This is a genomic window from Nostoc sp. TCL26-01, assembly GCF_013393945.1.
Classification (GTDB): domain Bacteria; phylum Cyanobacteriota; class Cyanobacteriia; order Cyanobacteriales; family Nostocaceae; genus Trichormus.
The window spans coordinates 1,709,221-1,727,475 of the sequence record NZ_CP040297.1 but is presented as its reverse complement, the minus strand read 5'-3'; the positions used below and the strand labels follow the sequence as shown (position 1 = coordinate 1,727,475).

At 39.9% G+C, this 18,255-nt stretch carries 19 protein-coding genes and 2 pseudogenes; 16 read left to right on the top strand and 5 right to left on the bottom strand.

Annotated elements, in window-relative coordinates:
- Positions 1-100: 100 nt before the first annotated feature.
- Both FD725_RS07370 and FD725_RS07365 read left to right on the top strand, forming a co-directional pair.
- A complete protein-coding gene (locus tag FD725_RS07370; protein WP_179047516.1) occupies positions 101-1,588 on the top strand; it encodes an LCP family protein in 1,488 nt (495 codons plus the stop codon).
- An 84-nt stretch (positions 1,589-1,672) separates the two neighbouring features.
- On the top strand, positions 1,673-2,179 hold the full coding sequence (locus tag FD725_RS07365) for a pentapeptide repeat-containing protein (RefSeq protein WP_179051465.1): 507 nt from the start codon (positions 1,673-1,675) through the stop codon (positions 2,177-2,179).
- Positions 2,180-2,185: 6 nt separating this feature from the next.
- Here the strand turns inward: FD725_RS07365 and FD725_RS07360 are convergent, their stop codons facing one another.
- A complete protein-coding gene (locus FD725_RS07360) occupies positions 2,186-2,362 on the bottom strand; it encodes a hypothetical protein (RefSeq protein WP_179046223.1) in 177 nt (58 codons plus the stop codon).
- A gap of 68 nt (positions 2,363-2,430) precedes the next feature.
- Between FD725_RS07360 and FD725_RS07355 the strand changes: the two genes are divergently transcribed.
- The 3 genes from FD725_RS07355 to FD725_RS07345 all read left to right on the top strand — a co-directional run bounded on the left by FD725_RS07355 (position 2,431) and on the right by FD725_RS07345 (position 7,057).
- Entirely contained in the window at positions 2,431-4,002 is a 1,572-nt protein-coding gene (locus FD725_RS07355) for a CPBP family intramembrane glutamic endopeptidase (RefSeq protein WP_179051464.1), read from the top strand.
- Between the two features lie 764 nt (positions 4,003-4,766).
- Positions 4,767-5,042, top strand: coding sequence for a TM2 domain-containing protein (locus tag FD725_RS07350; RefSeq protein WP_179047515.1), 276 nt, complete (start codon positions 4,767-4,769; stop codon positions 5,040-5,042).
- Positions 5,043-5,878: 836 nt separating this feature from the next.
- Positions 5,879-7,057: a helix-turn-helix domain-containing protein gene (locus FD725_RS07345; RefSeq protein ID WP_179051463.1), complete on the top strand. Its 1,179-nt coding sequence runs from the start codon at positions 5,879-5,881 to the stop codon at positions 7,055-7,057.
- A 331-nt stretch (positions 7,058-7,388) separates the two neighbouring features.
- On the opposite strand, the gene FD725_RS07340 is transcribed toward FD725_RS07345, so the two are convergent.
- Positions 7,389-7,667: a hypothetical protein gene (locus FD725_RS07340; protein ID WP_179047514.1), complete on the bottom strand. Its 279-nt coding sequence runs from the start codon at positions 7,665-7,667 to the stop codon at positions 7,389-7,391.
- A 108-nt stretch (positions 7,668-7,775) separates the two neighbouring features.
- Here FD725_RS07340 and FD725_RS07335 point away from each other — a divergent pair, with 108 nt between their 5' ends.
- From FD725_RS07335 to FD725_RS07315, 5 genes are all read left to right on the top strand, one after another.
- Positions 7,776-8,381, top strand: a complete 606-nt coding sequence (locus FD725_RS07335; protein ID WP_179047513.1) for a TetR/AcrR family transcriptional regulator — start codon at positions 7,776-7,778, stop codon at positions 8,379-8,381.
- Positions 8,368-8,757: a tautomerase family protein gene (locus FD725_RS07330; RefSeq protein ID WP_179047512.1), complete on the top strand. Its 390-nt coding sequence runs from the start codon at positions 8,368-8,370 to the stop codon at positions 8,755-8,757. The genes FD725_RS07335 and FD725_RS07330 overlap by 14 nt, the downstream gene beginning before the upstream one ends.
- 65 nt (positions 8,758-8,822) lie before the next feature.
- Positions 8,823-9,254, top strand: coding sequence for a thioesterase family protein (locus tag FD725_RS07325; RefSeq protein WP_179047511.1), 432 nt, complete (start codon positions 8,823-8,825; stop codon positions 9,252-9,254).
- Between the two features lie 21 nt (positions 9,255-9,275).
- Complete coding sequence (locus tag FD725_RS07320) at positions 9,276-9,947, top strand: glutathione S-transferase family protein (protein WP_179047510.1); 672 nt, start codon at positions 9,276-9,278, stop codon at positions 9,945-9,947.
- Positions 9,931-10,782 carry a hypothetical protein gene (locus tag FD725_RS07315; protein WP_179047509.1) on the top strand — a complete coding sequence of 284 codons (852 nt, stop codon included), beginning with the start codon at positions 9,931-9,933 and terminating at the stop codon, positions 10,780-10,782. The genes FD725_RS07320 and FD725_RS07315 overlap by 17 nt, the downstream gene beginning before the upstream one ends.
- Positions 10,783-10,788: 6 nt before the next feature.
- On the opposite strand, the gene FD725_RS07310 is transcribed toward FD725_RS07315, so the two are convergent.
- Together FD725_RS07310 and FD725_RS07305 are read right to left on the bottom strand one after the other, a co-directional pair.
- Positions 10,789-11,898: a hypothetical protein gene (locus FD725_RS07310; RefSeq protein WP_179047508.1), complete on the bottom strand. Its 1,110-nt coding sequence runs from the start codon at positions 11,896-11,898 to the stop codon at positions 10,789-10,791.
- Between the two features lie 93 nt (positions 11,899-11,991).
- Positions 11,992-12,444, bottom strand: coding sequence for an N-acetyltransferase (locus FD725_RS07305; protein ID WP_179047507.1), 453 nt, complete (start codon positions 12,442-12,444; stop codon positions 11,992-11,994).
- 233 nt (positions 12,445-12,677) lie between these two features.
- On the opposite strand from FD725_RS07305, the gene FD725_RS07300 reads away from it, so the two are divergent.
- From FD725_RS07300 to FD725_RS33100, 6 genes and pseudogenes are all read left to right on the top strand, one after another.
- On the top strand, positions 12,678-12,953 hold the full coding sequence (locus FD725_RS07300; protein ID WP_179047506.1) for a BrnT family toxin: 276 nt from the start codon (positions 12,678-12,680) through the stop codon (positions 12,951-12,953).
- Positions 12,937-13,161: a hypothetical protein gene (locus tag FD725_RS07295; protein WP_179047505.1), complete on the top strand. Its 225-nt coding sequence runs from the start codon at positions 12,937-12,939 to the stop codon at positions 13,159-13,161. The genes FD725_RS07300 and FD725_RS07295 overlap by 17 nt, the downstream gene beginning before the upstream one ends.
- A 16-nt stretch (positions 13,162-13,177) precedes the next feature.
- Positions 13,178-13,756 (top strand): Uma2 family endonuclease, encoded by a 579-nt coding sequence (locus FD725_RS07290; protein ID WP_179047504.1) that lies wholly within the window; start codon positions 13,178-13,180, stop codon positions 13,754-13,756.
- A gap of 91 nt (positions 13,757-13,847) precedes the next feature.
- Positions 13,848-15,167, top strand: coding sequence for an FADH(2)-oxidizing methylenetetrahydrofolate--tRNA-(uracil(54)-C(5))-methyltransferase TrmFO (gene trmFO / locus FD725_RS07285; protein ID WP_179047503.1), 1,320 nt, complete (start codon positions 13,848-13,850; stop codon positions 15,165-15,167).
- Between the two features lie 79 nt (positions 15,168-15,246).
- Positions 15,247-16,494, top strand: coding sequence for an ABC transporter substrate-binding protein (locus tag FD725_RS07280; RefSeq protein WP_179047502.1), 1,248 nt, complete (start codon positions 15,247-15,249; stop codon positions 16,492-16,494).
- Positions 16,495-16,713: 219 nt separating this feature from the next.
- Positions 16,714-17,804: pseudogene (locus tag FD725_RS33100) on the top strand (ISAs1 family transposase).
- A gap of 311 nt (positions 17,805-18,115) precedes the next feature.
- Here the strand turns inward: FD725_RS33100 and FD725_RS07265 are convergent.
- Positions 18,116-18,241 (bottom strand): annotated as a pseudogene (locus FD725_RS07265) (element excision factor XisI family protein); the annotation flags it as partial.
- Positions 18,242-18,255: the final 14 nt, after the last annotated feature.

The following is an 18,255-nucleotide window of genomic DNA, read 5'->3' as shown; positions in this document are numbered from 1 at the left end:
CGGTAGAACATTTCAAGTGTACAGTGCGGTCTTACACTGGCAAGATTGGTAGCTTGCATTAACATAACTTTTAGGGAGTGGTTCGAGTGGGGAGATAATTGTGATAAAACAGTTTCAATGGTCAGAAAATCAGGTCGCACCGCAACAGATACCGGATCTAAATTTAGAAGTAGGGGCTTCCCAAATTCAACGGGTAGATAATCAGTCCGCAGAACTAGAGACACAAACTCAGGAGACAGCCAACGCTTCTCGCAATGTGGTGGAGTCTGTCAGCATAATTCCCAACGAGCTTTACGAACGTTTGGGTTTATCTATGCCTCGCTGGCTACTGTGGATTTTGACAGTGGTTTTAGGCATCGTCCTATCGGGGCTATTAGTCTCCACCTTGGCGCTGTGGACTCCTCTATGGAGTAATTTAGACCGCACCGACGAAGAATTAGGGATGGCTGGGCAAGGTGAGCAGAAAATGCCCTTACCTGGAGAACTGTGGAGCAAGATTTCCCAGTATCAGCTATCCAAGCCGATGAATATTCTCATCATGGGCATTGAGCCAGTCAAAGGCGCTGTTGATGGTTCACCAGAAAGTTTTTCTGGCACTAGCGACACTATGCTGCTGGTAAGACTCAACCCTGAAAATAAAACCATCCGGGTGCTGTCAATTCCCAGAGACACTATGATTGCCATCCCCGAAAAGGGATTAACCAAGGTATCTGAAGCCAACACCCAAGGCGGGCCAGTATTGGCAGCTAGGGTAGTCAGCCGTACCTTAAACAATGCTCGCATTGACCGCTACATCCGTATTTCCACTAGTGGCTTAAAGCAATTAGTTGATCAGTTGGGTGGAGTGGAGGTTTTTGTCCCGCAAGCAATGGCATATCAAGACCTCAGTCATCGGTCAACAGTCAGTCTAGTTAATGGCTGGCAAAACCTCAACGGTGAACAGGCAGAACTATTTGCCCGGTTCCGGGAAGAAGGGTTAGGGGATCTACCAAGAGTACAACGACAACAAGCTTTAGTCTCCGCCTTGCTGCAACGGCTTAATAGTCCGACAGTCTTACCCAGATTGCCTCAATTAACCCGCTTGATGCGGAAATATTTTGATACAAATTTGAAGACAGAAGAAATGATGGCTTTGGTGAATTTTTCCGTCAATGTAGAACGGGATAATTTCCAAATGACCATGTTACCGGGAACATTCAGCAAGTTTAGTAAAGACCCAAATAGCTATTGGCTGAATATGACCGGACAACAAAATCTATTAAACAACTATGTTGGGGTAGATGTACCTGGTCTAAAACAAGATTCTCGACCAGTTTCTCAACTCAAAATTGCTATTCAAAATGCTTCCAATCAACCCCAGCTAACGGAAAAAGTTATTGCTTACTTGAAAAAGAAAGGCTTTACAAATATTTACACCGCCCCAGATTGGCCTGATACTCAACGTCAAACCCAAATTATTATCCAAAAAGGCGATCGCCAAGCAGGCGTTAACCTACAAAAATTATTAGGGCTAGGCATAGTTGAATCTAAATCTACAGGGGAGCTAGAATCTGACCTAACTATTAGAATTGGGAAAGATTGGAAATAGTCAATAGTCATTAGTCAATAGTCATTAGTCATTTTTTTGACATTTGACTGTTGGCTTTTGACTATTAGTACATTTGGTAAGCTGATGAAAAAGATTTTTGATAAATTAGTTAGTTTAATTGCCATTGTCATCCTAGCGTGGTTTTGGGTAATTATTAATCCTCAGCCAGCTTTGGCTCAAGTTAATACAATCAACTACAGTAATATAAATCTCGAAAATCGGGACTTTGCTAACGCTGATTTGACTGGTGGAACTTTTGTCGCGGCGGAAATGCGCGGGACAAATTTCCAAGGGGCGAATTTAACTAACGCTATCCTCACTAAAGGCGTTTTATTAAAAGCTAATTTAGCAGGGGCAAATTTAACTGGGGCTTTAGTAGATCGAGCTACCCTAGATGGGGCAAACTTAAAGAATGCTAATTTCACACAAGCAACTTTAACCCGGAGTCGTTTCTATGATGCTGACATTACAGGTGCTGATTTTACCGACGCTTTAATTGATCGCTATCAAGTCTCTTTATTGTGTGAAAAAGCTGAGGGAATTAATCCGGTAACTGGTGTAGCTACGCGGGAGAGTTTGGGCTGTAAGTGACTATAGTTATATCCAAGCTAAGATGGCTTTGAGCAAACTGGGAATTAAATCTTGTAGTTCATTATCCACAGGTTCATCGTCAGAATCTGGTAGATCCTCGGCGGAAGGTAAGCAGTGTAACGGGTTGTAATTTAACATAGTACGAGCGATCGCCAACTCACAATCTTGATCATATCTATCCACCTATGACTTTTTCTTGCGATAATTCCCAAGGGGGATCAACTCTCCACGGGTTCGTCACAGGGGGACAGATGACAATTAAGCGGTTGGTTTTATTTTTTGTACTAACACCGATAGCAGTTTTTCTAGCAGCTTCGTCGTTATTTAGTAGTTTGCAAGAACCACAGTTTCAAAGTCGCTTGGAATTGTACCAAACTAATATCGTCTTACAAGCACAAGCTTGGCAACCAGACGATAGCAGTGATGATAGTTCTCAGGTAATTCGAGAAGCCATACTGGGAGAAAAACCTCTAGAAAATGCTACCAAGGAATATACACAAGCGCTGCAATCTGTACAAACTAATTTAACCAAAACTCAAAATCAACTGACACAACTGCGTGCTGAACCAGAAAATCCTGCCCCCTCTCAACCATTAACTGACGCACTTCCTGCTCGTACCAACCAAGAAACGCAGTTGCAGCAGTCTCTTCAACAACTGCAAAAATTCTCAGATGAACTAGGCTTACAGCTAGGTATTTTACAAGCGCAGCAAGGGAAAAGAGATACAGCACTGCAAACTTGGCAGCAATTACAAAAAGCACAGACACCAGACTCTAGCACAGAAGTTGAGCAAACTGCTGCTGTCTTAAGTGGGCTGTGGAGTGAACCCGCCCGTCTTTTCCCCAATGCGCAACAATTGATTCAACAGAATTTAGATGGTTGGTTTCGTTCCACAGCTTTGGTGAAGTTATACCAACTCCAGCAACGCCAAGACGCTTTAACACAATTGCAATCTGTACAACAAGCAGCAGCATCTCAAGCTGTGTTTAAGTTAGCGGTCATTGCTACTGTTCCTAGCTTGACAGCTTTGGTGGGGATGATATTGTTAATTTTCCTCATCGCTCAACGCTTGTTGAAAGGAAAAGCTGCTTTATTGTCTCAAAATGCTGATGTCACTTGGTCAACACCTTGGGATGTGGAAACTATTTTACAAGTTTTGGTCTTTGGCTTTTTCTTCATGGGGCAAATTTTTGTTCCCGCTTTGCTGTTACTGCTTCCTATTCCTCGTCCTATTGTGGGTGTAAGACTTCAGGCTGTTTATGTCTTGATTAGTTACCTATTAGTCGCATCGGGTGCATTGTCAGTCTTATATATTTCCATTAAGCGCTTCTTGCCATTATCAGAATTTTGGTTTCGCTTCCGTCTGCGGGATAGTTGGTTTTTGTGGGGATTAGGTGGTTATTGTGCAGCTTTACCGATAGTTGTAATAGTTTCCTTAATTAATCAACAGCTATGGCAAGGAAGAGGTGGTAGTAATCCTTTATTGCAACTAGCACTGGAAAGTCAAGATTTTGTCGCCTTGGGGATATTTTATGTGACAGCTGCGATCGCTGCCCCCATTTTTGAAGAATTACTCTTTCGGGGTTTTTTGTTACCCTCTCTAACTCGCTACCTACCAGTTTGGGGATCAATTCTTCTGAGTGCGATTTTGTTTGCTGTGGCTCACCTGAGTTTATCAGAAATTCTCCCGCTTACAGCTTTGGGGATCGTTTTAGGGGTAGTATACACGCGATCGCGCAACCTACTCGCACCAATGCTGCTCCATAGCCTTTGGAATAGTGGCACTCTACTCAGTTTATTTCTTTTGGGTAGTGGTAATTAGTAAGTCAGATTGTTAAATAGATTACAAAAACTTCGGATAAGTTTTGTGTATTATTGAGTTACAGTGATTAATTAGTCATTTAACAATCCCAAAGTAGCTTAACATCTGGGATTACCGACAAAAAACTGATTGAAGAAGAATTCAGAAGTCAGAATACAGGAGTCAAAATCAATGAGTGGGGGGTTCAGAAGAGCCACTCATTACACATCTGGTGAAAATGAATGTAGAGACGTTGCAGTGCAACGTCTCTACAGGGATTTCGGGCAACGCAGAATTAATTTCTGGAGATAGTTCTAGCAGCTAGCTCGACTTGTTAATAGTAGTATCTATCTCAAATACACTACACGCAGGGAGAGAACAAGCTGTCTTAGACTATTGACTATTGGCTAAAGAATGCGAAAATATACAACACTTGCGTAAGTCTCTACTAAATCACTGTGTAAACATCTCTAAAAAATTCCGGAGATAACACTGATGTAATTGTAGAAAGTGATATGATACAGCCATTTTCAGCAATAATTGAGAATTAATTCTCTTGAAAGAGTAATTTATTTTAATAATTTGCAATAATGGTGTTCTCATCTATGTAATCACAATAATATATAGCTATTATTTAATACAATAATTTCCGGCCATATCTCCGGGGATTATGGTAACTTATGTTTACCTATTGTGATGAAATAAGTTATTTTTGAATTTTTCATTGGTTTTATTGCTAAAAAAGACATTAATTTTATACTCAATTATTAAGGAGAAATAAACAAATGGCAAACCTCAATACTAGTCAACCAGCCAAGCAACTATTAGCTGGTTATTGCGGAATTGTTTTTGGTGGGTTTGGAATTCATAAATTTATTTTAGGTTATACCACTGAAGGTTTTATTATGTTGGTTATATCTGTAGTTGGTGGTTCTTTTTCTTACGGAATTACTTTGTTGATTATGCAGCTTATAGGATTAATTGAAGGCATGATCTACTTAAACAAGACTCCAGAAGAATTTGTAGATACCTACTTAGTGAATAAACAAAATTGGTTTTAGAGGTTGTTTAAAAAGTCGAAAAGTATACTAGAAACATACGCAACACACTGGCTCTTAGAAAAGTCGCCAGGCTTTGAAATCCTTATATTCCTGTTCCCCTTCTCTAGTAGGGAAGGGGTTAGGGGTTAGGTTTTTGAGATTTTGGTCTTACGCATGATACTTTTCAAAGATTCTCTCAGAGGTTGAATGATCTTTTCTCTATATATTTTTTTTGCCCTTATTGACATTTTTCTATCAAAAAAAGCTGTGTGGGTGGTTACATATCAGCTTAAAATTAAACTTATGTCCTCAGAATGATCGGCTTGATGCTAGCGGTGGAAGGAAGCTTGTGAACTACTAGTTATGCTGATCAGCAATTGACTACTTTATGGTTTGATGCTCCTGGGGAATGTCGCCTATCGTCTTACACTGTTTTCCAGAGGAGAAAAAACCTATTGTTTGCATTCTTAGTCAGAGGTTTGAAGATTTTTGACTTTTGCCTCATACTACGCTTTAATTTTGCTGATGGCAATAATTTTACTACTAAAGATAGAGGTAATTTTTATCAAAAAGTAATAATCTGATTTTTTCTATACAGTTATTTGCTTGATGTTATGTAATTCGTGGGATGACATTAACAAATCAAAATCTGATGGGAATTGTAAATTGAAGCATTGAGATAAATATATTAGCTGTTTTGTGTTGTGTTGTAAAAATTAGCTTCATTCCAGAGTAAACATACATTTTAAATATCCTTTGGATATCAATTGCACTTTACTCTAAATTTCACAATTGGCAGTTTAGCAGGTGTTGTCATTGATTCTGCAACCTCTGCAATTAAGTCATGGAAATCTACAGTGGACATAGAACTATTTATTCAAAGAGCAGAAACATTACACAAACAACTAGCAGATTTGTATCAAACTGCAAGTGTTTTACCTTGGATTCCTCCAGATTTACTACCACAAGCTTTTAAGGAACTTTACAGTACTTCCAAGCTGGTACAGTTAGCAGCAGAAGAACTTTATCACCAAAATGAGGAACTTTTACAAACACGAAATTTATTAGAAGCAGAACGTCAACATTACTATGATTTATTTGAATGCGCTCCAGATGGATATTTTATTACAAATCCTGATGGTATTATCCAAGAAGCCAATCTAAGGGCAGCTAATTTATGCAATGCTCCGAAGCATCATCTCATAGGTAAATCAATAATTAATTTGATTAGTTTTGCCGAACGAGAAAGCCTTCGTAGTGAGCTAAATCAAATATTACAATCTGATCATGTGAGAGATTTAGTAGTGCGACTACAGCCATTACAAGGTGAGTCTTTTAATGCAGTTTTAACTGTAGCGGTAGTTCGTAATCAACAAAGCAAAACTACTTCTCTCGGATGGTTATTACGTCAGATTCATCAAAGTCATCAGCCAGATTTAGGTTTAGTTAATCATGAAAAATATCTCAGCCAAAATCGGACAATTTGTAAATATGCTAAAGGTGAAAATATTCCTCTCAATCCATCAGGAATTTGGTATGTTCATCGAGGTTTAGCCAAGCTGAGTACCTTTTGTGAAACTGGCGAAGAAGTGTTGATGGGTTTAGCTAAAAAGGATATGGTATTTAGTTCTAGTATGACATCTCTACCTATCTATCAAGCTACAGCTTTATCTGATATTGAATTAATCTCGATTAATTTTACAGAAATTGCCGTAACTCCCATATTAAGTCATATTCTTCTACCAAAAATTAATTACCGCTTACAACAAACTGAGTCTTTCTTAGCTATTGCTGGTAAAAGAAAGGTAGAAGAACGCCTACATCATCTATTGCAGCTTTTAAAACAAGAAATTGGTGAATCAGTAGCAGGAGGATTTCGTGTCAGTGTACGCTTTACTCACGAAGATATTGCCAGTGCTTGCTGTACTACTAGAGTAACAATCACAAGATTAATGGGTAAATTACAACAGCAAGGCTTAATTAGTTTTGACTCGAAAAAACACATAATTATCACTGATGTGAAACCGAGTTCTTAGTCAAAACTTTAATTCTCATCACCCAAGATGTAGATGTACATGTAGGTTGGGGAGCTACTCACGTGGGCGGGTTTCCCGACTTGAGTGAAGTAGCGTTTGACGTAAGGAAACCCAACACCAAGATATCAGTTAAGCTTTCAGTATCTATGTTGGGTTGCGCTGCGCTTAACCCAACCCACTAGTCCTACTAGTGCAGCAAGCTTAAAATGTTTGGTTCCAGAAATATAGAAACCCGAAAAAGAGAGTATTCTATAATTATTCAACCCAATAAATTAGACTTGCCGCGCTACTACATCTGCTATACCCGATACTCTAACCCCTACACTATTTTTCATTTTTGTGGTGGAATCAGACTAGCACTTTTAGTCACGCTATCCCAAATTATCCAACCAACTGAACCATCTGAGTCAACAGGACTATTAGCGACTTTAAAATATAGTTTTTCTGCACCTTTGGTTTCAATCGCAAAATCGGCATTTTGAGCGTAAATAACTTTAAAACCCCTATCTCGTAGACAATACATAGCCCAAGCTTTTAGTGATTGCTTGTATGGTTCATGAGGAATAGGTGGTTTGGTGATAGCTTCTTCGATGACTTTGAATATCTGCATTTGCGTTTGGTTAAATCTCTCAAAACCTGATGACAATACTTATTTTCCCCTAGACTCGCCATAGTATCTCATGTTATCTTAAATCAGACTACTCGGTCGGTAAAGAAAATGTCTAAAGGCGAAGAGACAAAAACCCGAATTTTGCAACAAGCGGCGGAACTGTTTAACCAACAGGGATATGCGGGTGCGTCGATCGCTGATATTATGCGTGTGACGAGATTACAAAAGGGAGGGATTTACAATCATTTTCACAGCAAAGATGAATTAGCACTCCAGGCGTTTGATTATGCGATCGCATCTATTAGTAAGCATTATAGAGCTGCGTTACGCAACAAACGTCATGCAGTGGAGCGTTTACAAGCAATTATCGATGTGTTTGGCAGTTTTGTCGATAATCCACCCGTTCCTGGAGGATGTCCAATTTTAAATACGGCGGTGGAAAGTGATGATGCTCACCCAGCCTTACGAGAACGTACTCAAAAAGCGATGGACTCTTGGCTGAATTTAATCCAGCGTATCATTCAAACAGGAATTGACAAGGGAGAAATCCAGACTGATGTAAACGCACAAGAAATTGCCACGATTATAACTGCCACTTTAGAAGGTGCGATTATGATGAGTAAGCTTTATAGCGATGGCATTTATATGCAGAGGGCAGTTAATCATCTAAATCAATACATCGAAAATGTTTTAAAAACTCATGGTACAAATTAAAATCTACGGGTTAGCCGAAAAACTCAACCCGATTAAGCCAGAACTATCAAATATTATTCATGCTGCTGTAGTTGAAGTTCTACAAATTGCCCCGGAAAAGAGATTTCATCGGTTTTTCCCATTAGAACAAGCTGACTTTTACTATCCATCAGATAGGACAGATAACTATGTGATTATAGAAATAATTATGTTTGTCGGACGTTCTATAGATACGAAAAAACAACTAATCCGTCAAATAATTCAAGAAATCAACCAACAATTGCATATAGATGTTGACGATATTGAGATGACAATTTTTGAAACACCAAAACAGAACTGGGGAATTAGAGGATTACCCGGAGATGAGTTAACTTTGAACTACAAAGTAGAAGTTTGATACCCTAGACAATATTTTTTTGCAAAATAACAGACCGAATAGTCTTGAAAGTGATAGGATAGCTAATGTTAACAACAAATAACGTAGATAGACCATTAGAAATCATCTTGACAATACCTGTAAAAACTTATGATATAGACTTTGCAGGCATTGTTAGTAATATTGTCTATATCAAGTGGTTAGAGGATTTACGCCTGAAATTTTTAGAAGAAAATTTACCAATTAATCAACAAATTGAGCAAGGATACGCACCGATAATTTCTGGGACGGAAATTGAATATAAGCGTCCTATCAAGTTGATTGATCAAGTAATGGGGCGGTTGTGGTTAGCTAGTTTAGGAAGATTAAAATGGACTGTGCAAGCAGAAATTTTATCTAACAATGAATTAGCAGCAGTTGCTATGCAAAAAGGTGCTTTTGTCAATCTGCAAAATGGTCGTTTGATTCCCGTTCCCGCAGGGTTGCAGCAAAAATATTCACAATCTCATCAGACTTAAGCAAAATCACAGGAAAATATCATGCTTAAATTCTACTACGCTCCGCTTTCACCTAATGCTCGTCGTGTGTGGATAACTTTATTAGAAAAAGAGATTCCCTTTGAATCAATTTTAATGAGATTAGATGGAGATCAACTACAAGCAGAGTTTGTCGAAATTAACCCATTTCATCATATTCCAGTGATAGTAGATGATGGGTTGAGAATTATAGAATCATTAGCAATTTTAGATTATTTAGAAAGCAAATATCCTCAACCTGCGCTGTTACCTGAAGATTCACAGATATTAGCACAAGTCCGCATGGTGCAAATGGTAACTGCTAATGAATTATTGCCTAAAATGGTGGCCATAATTTGCGAAAAAGCCGATTCACCGCAATTTATCCAAGCAGTCCGGCATATTAATATAGTACTGAAATTTTTGGCAGATATTTTAGCGGATAAGACTTTTTTTGCTGGTGAACAGTTAACCCTAGCAGACATCGTAGCAGGGACAATTATACCGACCTTACCTAACTTGGGTGTACCGCTTGGTGATTACCCCCAACTGCAAAATTGGTGTGAACGCCTGTTACAACGTCCCGCATGGCAGAAAACTCAACTTAGTGCGGCAGATTTGGATGAATTCAAGCGACGAGTGCAGATTTTAGTCAAACTACGCAACAGAAATCAAGCCCATGAAAATAAATCATAAATCATTAGCGATCGCCTGTGCATCGGGCAGTTTTAAGGGTGCATTCGCGCATGGTGTGTTGAGTGCTTTGGAGTCAGCCGGCATTCGCGCCAGCGCCTATGCTGCTGCATCTGCTTCCGTTTTGCCTGCTGCTTGGGCTACTATTGGTCAAGCCACAGAATTAGGGGTGGATTATTGGCTAGCAGGCATAAGAGTGCTGCAAGAACCTGATATTGGGATGAGTAAAGTAGTCTTGGGAGGGATTACAAGTTTTACTCCACCGCTAGAAAAATTATTTGCACCAGAAAACCCCGAATATGTCATTGCTACTAGTGCTGTCATCACCGACGCAGCAGCTAGGGAAACTCAAAACCCCACAGCCAGACGTTTAGGACGACGGTTATTAGTAGCCGCCGGGAAAAAAGATCGTAGCTGGGTAGATGAACACTTGCAGTCAGCCTTGTTTAGTAGCAAACAGCATCTTCACGCTGATAACTTTGCTCAAGTCGCTTATGCTTCTTCCCGAATGCTTCATGGTTGGGATATCCCCGCTTGGATAGATGGACAACCTTACATTGATGCTTCTTATACTTGCTTGTGTCCGGCGATAGAAATGGTGGAAGCGGGATATCGAGAAGTGATTGCGATCGCCAACGAACCAGGTATACTTTATCGAGATATGTTTCAGTTAGAAGCCATTTCCCAGAGTTATCAAGGTGCAAATATCCACATTATTCAACCAGATGTAGATCCTAAAGAATTAGGAGTCAATTTTACAGATGCGACAGCCGCAGGGTTAAGAGCAGTTTATCAACATGGAGTAGACAAAGGTAAAGAGTTTGCCACAGTTTTTTGAAGGAAGTTACTCATTAAGAAACCCCGTTTCTTTGAGCAACATTTGTAGTTCTGCGTGACGAAGTTTCGTATCTTTATTGTTATTTTCCCACATATCAGCAAAGAAGTCTTGCATCAGCATAATGATGCGGCGGTATTTGATAATGCTAGCAACATAGAAATCATCTAACTTCATTACCCTATCAGCATTTATTTGCTCGATGTTGTCAAGTAATATAGACCTGATTTCATAAGGTTTTAAGCCTTCTTTTATACTATATTTTTCTATAATCCTGCGTTTATCGTTCTTGGAACATAAATCATACGATGATTGAATCAGATGACCAAGATTCCGCAGGATTTCTCCATAGTCGTAAAATTTATTTTGCTCAAAAAAAGATTCTTCTTCTTTAGTCAACGTAAAATTCTTGTCAAGCACCAAACCAAAATCGCTCAAGTATGTCTGTTCACCGTCAGTGAGGATGTTGCGAAAATGCGCGTCGAAGTGAATGATTTCTTTTGTTCTCAAAAAAGTAATCGTTGTGCGTAACTCATCTAGTGTTTTCTCAAGTGTGCTGGAGTTTTCCCGCAGCCATGTTTCTAGAACATGAGGTATGTATTCTAGAAACAGAACTAACTCATAGTTGGCTTTTGCTCTATCTAAAAGATAATTACCGGCGTTTGCACTATTACCCCAATACTCGACATAACTTTTTAGACGTAAGCTATCCACATCGGCACGCTGCCCAGAGGAAGGAATAATCCGATAATGGTACATTAGTGGAAAGGTGGCAATTTCCCCTGCCAATACCCAGTTGGTTGTCTTAATATGAGTCACGAGTTCCCGGAAGACACCAAAACCAGTGGAACCAAAGCCGTAATTACAGTAAGTCGGTAAGTCATACAGATTTCTGGTGGAGAACTGGTTATCAAATTCAATGTTGGTCACCGGAACCCGTTTCACAAAAACTTGGGATTTTCCAAGGACAATGACGTGATTCATCCCCCAACCCGTACTTGACTCATTCATCTCACTATTGTCAAACAGAGAATGCAATTGTGGATTATCCAACTGAGCGATTTGTGAACTGAGATGAAAGTACTTTTTCCTTCTAAGTTCCATATGATCCTTAGCCATTTTCCTCCGTCCAGCTACAGTAAGAGAAACCACATCAATAGGATGCGAGCAGTAGAGTGAGTACCTCAAGGCATTGGTTTGACATGATAATGCTCAGGTAGTCATGCGTGCCATGAAATAGAATTCATCCGATGTTTCGGTGACTATAAAACCAAGCTTCTCATAGAACTTCTTCGCCGAATTGACCTTGAGAACGTGGAGCCGAACTGGAAGATTGCTATTAGTTGCCTCTGCGATGATACCTGTAATGAGATATCTGCCGATGCCTTTGCGTTGATACTCAGGCAGCAAGTAAATTTGTTTAACTTGGATGTGAGTTGGCTCCCGTTCAACTAAAATAACTCCAACTGGAATGTTGCCGACTTGGATGACCTGTGCATTTGGTGAAGTGCTGTCTTCGAGTGACTCTTGCTGAACACGCTCTTCGTTCCATGCGCCCCAAGTCGCAATTATGAACTCACGCATTGTTTGATCAATGACGCTGTAAAACAGTGGTGCGTCAGCCTTCGTTGCGGGGCGAAGTGTGACTTTTTCCGATGACAGCATGAGTATTCTACTTATGTTAATAGATCAACTTTCTCAGTCTAACAAAGTAGTTGAGCCGACTTGGAACACTTCTCAAACTTAACTAGTAGCTTAATATTTTTGCAGTGTAAGCAGAAGGAGCAAGGAAGAATCTAGTCAAAATTAGCTCGTAATTGTTATTGTTGGCGATCGCTCAATCCTGATATAGAAATAGTAGCAACTTCCCTACCATTGAGTGATGCTACATTTAACTTATGCAGTTTGAATGGGACGAAAACAAGGCAGAGAAAAACCTAGCAAAACATGGAGTGTCCTTTGATGAGGCAAAAACGGTATTCAACGATCCTCTGTTTTTAACATTTGCAGATCCGGATCATTCATTTGGAGAAAGGCGTTTTATCATATTGGGTGAATCAGTCCAAAGAAGGTTACTAGTTGTTGCTTATACAGAACGTTTGCAAGTAACACGTTTGATTAGTGCTAGAGAAGCAACTCGCAAGGAAAAGACAGCTTATGAATCAGAAATTTAATTCCGAAGATGAAGATGAACTACGTGATGAATATGATTTTACCAGATTACCAGTTGTAGCCAGAGGTCGAGGAAGAAAGCAGCCAAATTCTCTAACTATTGAATTAGAATCTGATGTTGCAGAAATATTTCCCGATTCTGCATCTGTAAACGAAGCGTTACGTTTTCTGATCCGAATCACAAAGAGTTCAACCCCGCAAACACAGTAATTTTCGTAACTTAATTATGACTGCTTTAACTTTAAGTTTACCTGCTCATCTCCGATTTACAGATGAAGAATTAGAACAGATTATTGCTGCTAACAAAGATTTGCGTTTGGAATTAACTGCTAACGGAGAATTAGTTATTATGTCGCCTACTGGGGGAGAAACAGGTAATCGTAATTTTGATTTATTAGGTCAATTATGGTTTTGGAATAGTCAACATAATTTAGGCAAAGCTTTTGACTCTTCTACTGGTTTTAAACTACCAAATGGTGCAACTCGTTCTCCTGATGCTTCTTGGATAAAGCAGGAAAGATGGGATGATCTCACACCACAACAAAGAAAGAAATTTCTGCCTTTATGCCCTGATTTTGTGGTAGAATTAGTGTCAGAAACTGATGATTTGCTAGATACTCAAGCCAAGATGCGGGAATATATAGCAAATGGTTTGAAACTTGGTTGGTTAATTAATCCCAAAGACAAACAAGTAGAAATTTATCGTCCTCATCAAGTACCTGAGTTATTGCAATCTCCGACAAGTTTATCTGGGGAAGATGTCCTTCCTGGTTTTATTTTAAATTTACAGCCGATTTTTGCCTAAACTAGAACTTACGCACTGATCAGAAATACCATCTATATTGGTGTTAGGCATTCCCAGCAAACGAGAACTGGGTGAGAGCGAGTATTGAATTATGAATCAACAACCGATACAAGTAATTGGAGGTGGACTAGCTGGGACAGAGGCAGCATGGCAAATTGCCCAGGCTGGAATACCAGTGATTTTGTATGAGATGCGGCCTAAGCGCTTCAGTCCTGCCCATCATACAGAACATTTAGCCGAGTTGGTGTGTAGTAATTCCTTTGGGGCAATGGCAAGCGATCGCGCGACTGGATTACTCCATGAAGAATTACGTCAACTCGGTTCTATTGTCATCTCTAAAGCTGATGAACACGCTGTCCCCGCAGGTGGCGCGCTGGCAGTGGATCGGGGACAATTTGGTCAAGATTTAACAGAAACTCTAGCAAGTCATCCCTTAGTGGAATTTCGTCGTGGTGAAGTAGCAGCGATTCCTGAAGGTATTGTAGTTTTAGCCACGGGGCCCTTAACTAGTCCCGATTTAGCAGCAGACTTGCACCGTTTTACGGGCATGGAATACATGAGCTTTTTTGATGCGGCTAGCCCCATCGTCGTGGGAGAATCGATTAACCGTGATGTGGCATTTATGGCATCACGTTATGACAAAGGTGAAGCCGCCTATCTCAACTGTCCGATGAATAAGGAACAGTATTTACAGTTCTGGGAAGCACTTCGTCAAGCAGAACAAACAGAACTGAAAGATTTTGAACGAGAAACGGCGAAATTTTTTGAAGCTTGTCTCCCCATTGAAGAACAGGCGCAACGGGGAGAAGATACCATGCGCTACGGCCCCCTCAAGCCAGTGGGTTTATCCGATAGCCGGACTGGGGAACGTCCTTACGCGGTAGTGCAGTTGCGACAAGAAGATAAAGCCGGTCAGTTGTGGAACATGGTAGGATTTCAAACTAACTTGCGCTGGGGTGAACAAAAGCGAGTCTTTCAAATGATTCCCGGCTTGGAAAAGGCGGAATTTGTCAGGTTGGGAGTCATGCACCGCAACACTTTTATCAACGCACCCCAGTTAATGCTCCCAACTCTGCAATTTAAGCAACGTCGCACATTGTTAGCGGCGGGACAGTTAATCGGGACTGAAGGCTACACAGCCGCCGCCGCCGGCGGTTGGCTAGCGGGAACCAATGCGGCGAGGTTGGCTTTGGGTAAAGAACCCTTGACTGTTCCCGGAACCACGATGTTAGGTGCATTAATAGAGTTTATTAGTTCCGCCTCCCCTAAACATTTCCAACCCATGCCACCTAATTTTGGTATTTTGCCAGACTTGGGCGTGAAAATCAAAAGCAAGCCAGAACGTTACGGACGTTACCGCGATCGCTCTCTCACAGATTTAGGGAATTGGTCAATAGTCAATAGTCAATAGTCATTGGTCATTAGTCAATAGTCAGCACTCAGCACTCCCTCACTCCCTACTCAGCACTCAGCACTCAGCACTGCCTTTTATGAAAAAAAGTTGGTGGCAATTTTTAGGACTAGTGATAGTGATAGCGATCGCTATTATTAGTCTGCGATCGCCAAATACTGTGCCTAAATCAACGCCTGTCACCGTGAAACTAAGTGGTTGGGGGGGTTCTCCGGTTGAGCAAAGATTGTTGAAACAGGTTTTGCAAGATTTTGAAAAACAACATCCAAATATTCAGGTCAAATATGAGGTAATTTCTGATCAATATATGGATGTAATTAAAACTCGTTTGGTGGGAGAAGCTGCGCCTGATGTGTTCTATTTAGATGCGCTTGAGGCTCCTTTTTTGATGAGCCAGAATGTGTTGGAACCACTGGATAGTTATATTACTCCAGAATTTGACACCGCAGATTTTGCACCGACTTTATTAAAAAGTTTTCAATATCAAAATCATATCTACGGTTTTCCGAAAGATTATTCCACCTTGGCACTGTTTTATAACAAAAAAGCTTTTGCTAATGTTGGCTTAAATAATCCTCCGACAACTTGGTCAGAATTACGCGCTTACTCCCAACAACTAACAGGTAAACTCAACAAATATGGTTTTGGGGAAATTCCAGAATTAGCCCGTCAGGCTTATAAAATTCAGGCTTTTGGCGGGCAAGTTACTGACAATAATGGCTATGCTAAATTCGCTAGTGACTCAGCCTTAAAAGGATTGCAATTAGTATTAGACCAATATCAAAAAGATAAATCTTCTGCTCAAAAATCTGATGTAGGAACAAACTCAGGTAGTGAAATGTTTGGACAGGGAAAAGTAGCGATGGTGATAGAAGGTAACTGGGCAATTCCCTACTTAAAAGAAACCTTTCCGCAATTAGAATTTGCCACCGCAGAATTACCAAGTATTAATGCTAAGAAAAATACAATGGTGTTTACCGTTGCCTATGTGATGAATAAGCGATCGCTAAACAAAACCGCAGCTTGGGAATTAATTTCTTATCTCACAGGTAAAGCCGGAATGCAGAAATGGACAGGAACAGGGTTTGCTTTACCCACACGTAAATCAATCGCGCAAAATTTGGGATATGACAAAGATGAATTGCGATCGCCTCTAGTCGCTGGTGTTACTTATGCTACACCTTGGCAAGTTGGTAAATATCCAGCACCCATAGTCAACAATTTCGATAATCAATTTGTCAGCGCTTTATTAGGACAACAACCATTAAAACAAGCAATGCTGACAGCAGAGAATGAAGCCAATAAACAAATAAAAGCGATGGAGTAAATATAGCAATCTCAGAGATTGTTTTGATACGTATCATGGTTTGACGGCTTGCATAATTTTTAGCTCTCTCTGACTTTTAAAAAATATCTCTTAGAGGGTGTTTGAAAAGTATTTGGCTGTGATGTTAAGCACTAATTGATCCCCCCTAGCCCCCCTTAAAAAGCAGGGCTGTTTCATTCCCTAAAACAGGTAAAATAGCAAGAGTTGTGGGGAAAAAATATGGGTGCAGAGCTGATAGAACAATTAAAGCAAGTGGAAGATTTTAGAACGACTGATGGACGAAGACATCCACTGTGGCTAGTGTTGCTGTTTGTCATAATGGGAACAATGAATGGATATGTTGGGTATCGTGAGTGGGGAGATTTTGTTAAAAGGCATAGACGGGTATTAATAGAAAAATTTGGCATTCAAAAACATGGGGTTCCCTCATATTCAACAATTCGACGTGTAGTCATGGGAGTGAATTTTGATAAACTGACAGAAAAATTTAATGAATGGGCGAAAAATTATGTGGATTTAGAAGTATCAGAATGGTGTGCAGTAGATGGTAAAAGTATTAAGGGTACAGTGGAGAACTATAGTTCATCTCATCAGAATTTTGTGAGCATAGTATCAGTATTTGCTGGCAAGAAAGGGCTAGTTGTGGGGATGAAGAAATTTGATAACCAACTCAAAAGCGAAATACAAGTTGTCCAGGAGCTAGTCACAGCATTGGATATAGAAGATGTTATCTTGAGCTTTGATTCCTTACATTGCCAAAAAAAACTTGCAAAATAATTATTGAAGGTGGTAACGATTACGTTATTGCTGTGAAAGATAATCAACCAAAACTACATCGACATATTCAACAGATTGCCGCTACCAGAAAACCAACTTCTCGGATAATTGAGACAGAAAAGACTAGAGATAGATTAACAACTCGTACTGTCGAAGTTTTCCATGATGTCAATGGAATTGACCCAGAATGGACGGGAATACAATCTTTAATTAGGGTCGAAAGAATTGGCACAAGAAAGGATAAGAAATATCATGAGATTGTTTGTTATATTAGCAGCTTGATTTGTACAGCGAAGGAATTTGCCATCGGTATTCGCGGTCATTGGGGTATCGAAAATTGCCTCCATTGGGTGAAAGATGTTGTTTTCAAAGAAGATAATTCGACGATCCGTATGGGCAATGCTCCCGCAAATCTCTCCATATTGAGAGCAATCGCTCTCAATATACTTCGCCGAAATGGTCATACTTCCATCACAATTGCCCAAAGATTTATCTCTCATGATATTGACAAACTCCTTCACCTTGTGGAATGAAACAGCCCTGCTTTTTAAGGGGGATTTAGGGGGATCTATAAAGTATTTAATACATCACTAGGGACTTTTCAAACATCTTCTTATACCATTTCACTTTAATAATGATACAAATACGTGAGTCCGTCAGTCCGTCAGGGATTGTAAATCCCTGTCTCATAGCTAAAGTCCTCTCAAGAGGACTGAATATCAGAGTCCATTTTAATGGACTTAAGCTATGAGACCACCGTTTTAACGGTGGGCGGACAATACCCAACGAGTAAGCTATATGTATCAGGATTTTTGTGAATTGGTATTACACTCACATTTTTCAGTCAACCCACAGCATATTCTGTGAACTGGCGCATAAATGGTGACTGAAATCCTAATACAATATCTTCTTTTGGCACTCCAGCATTTACTAAATCATGGGCAATATCATCTTCCGTATCATCTAATTGTCTTTAATTTTGAA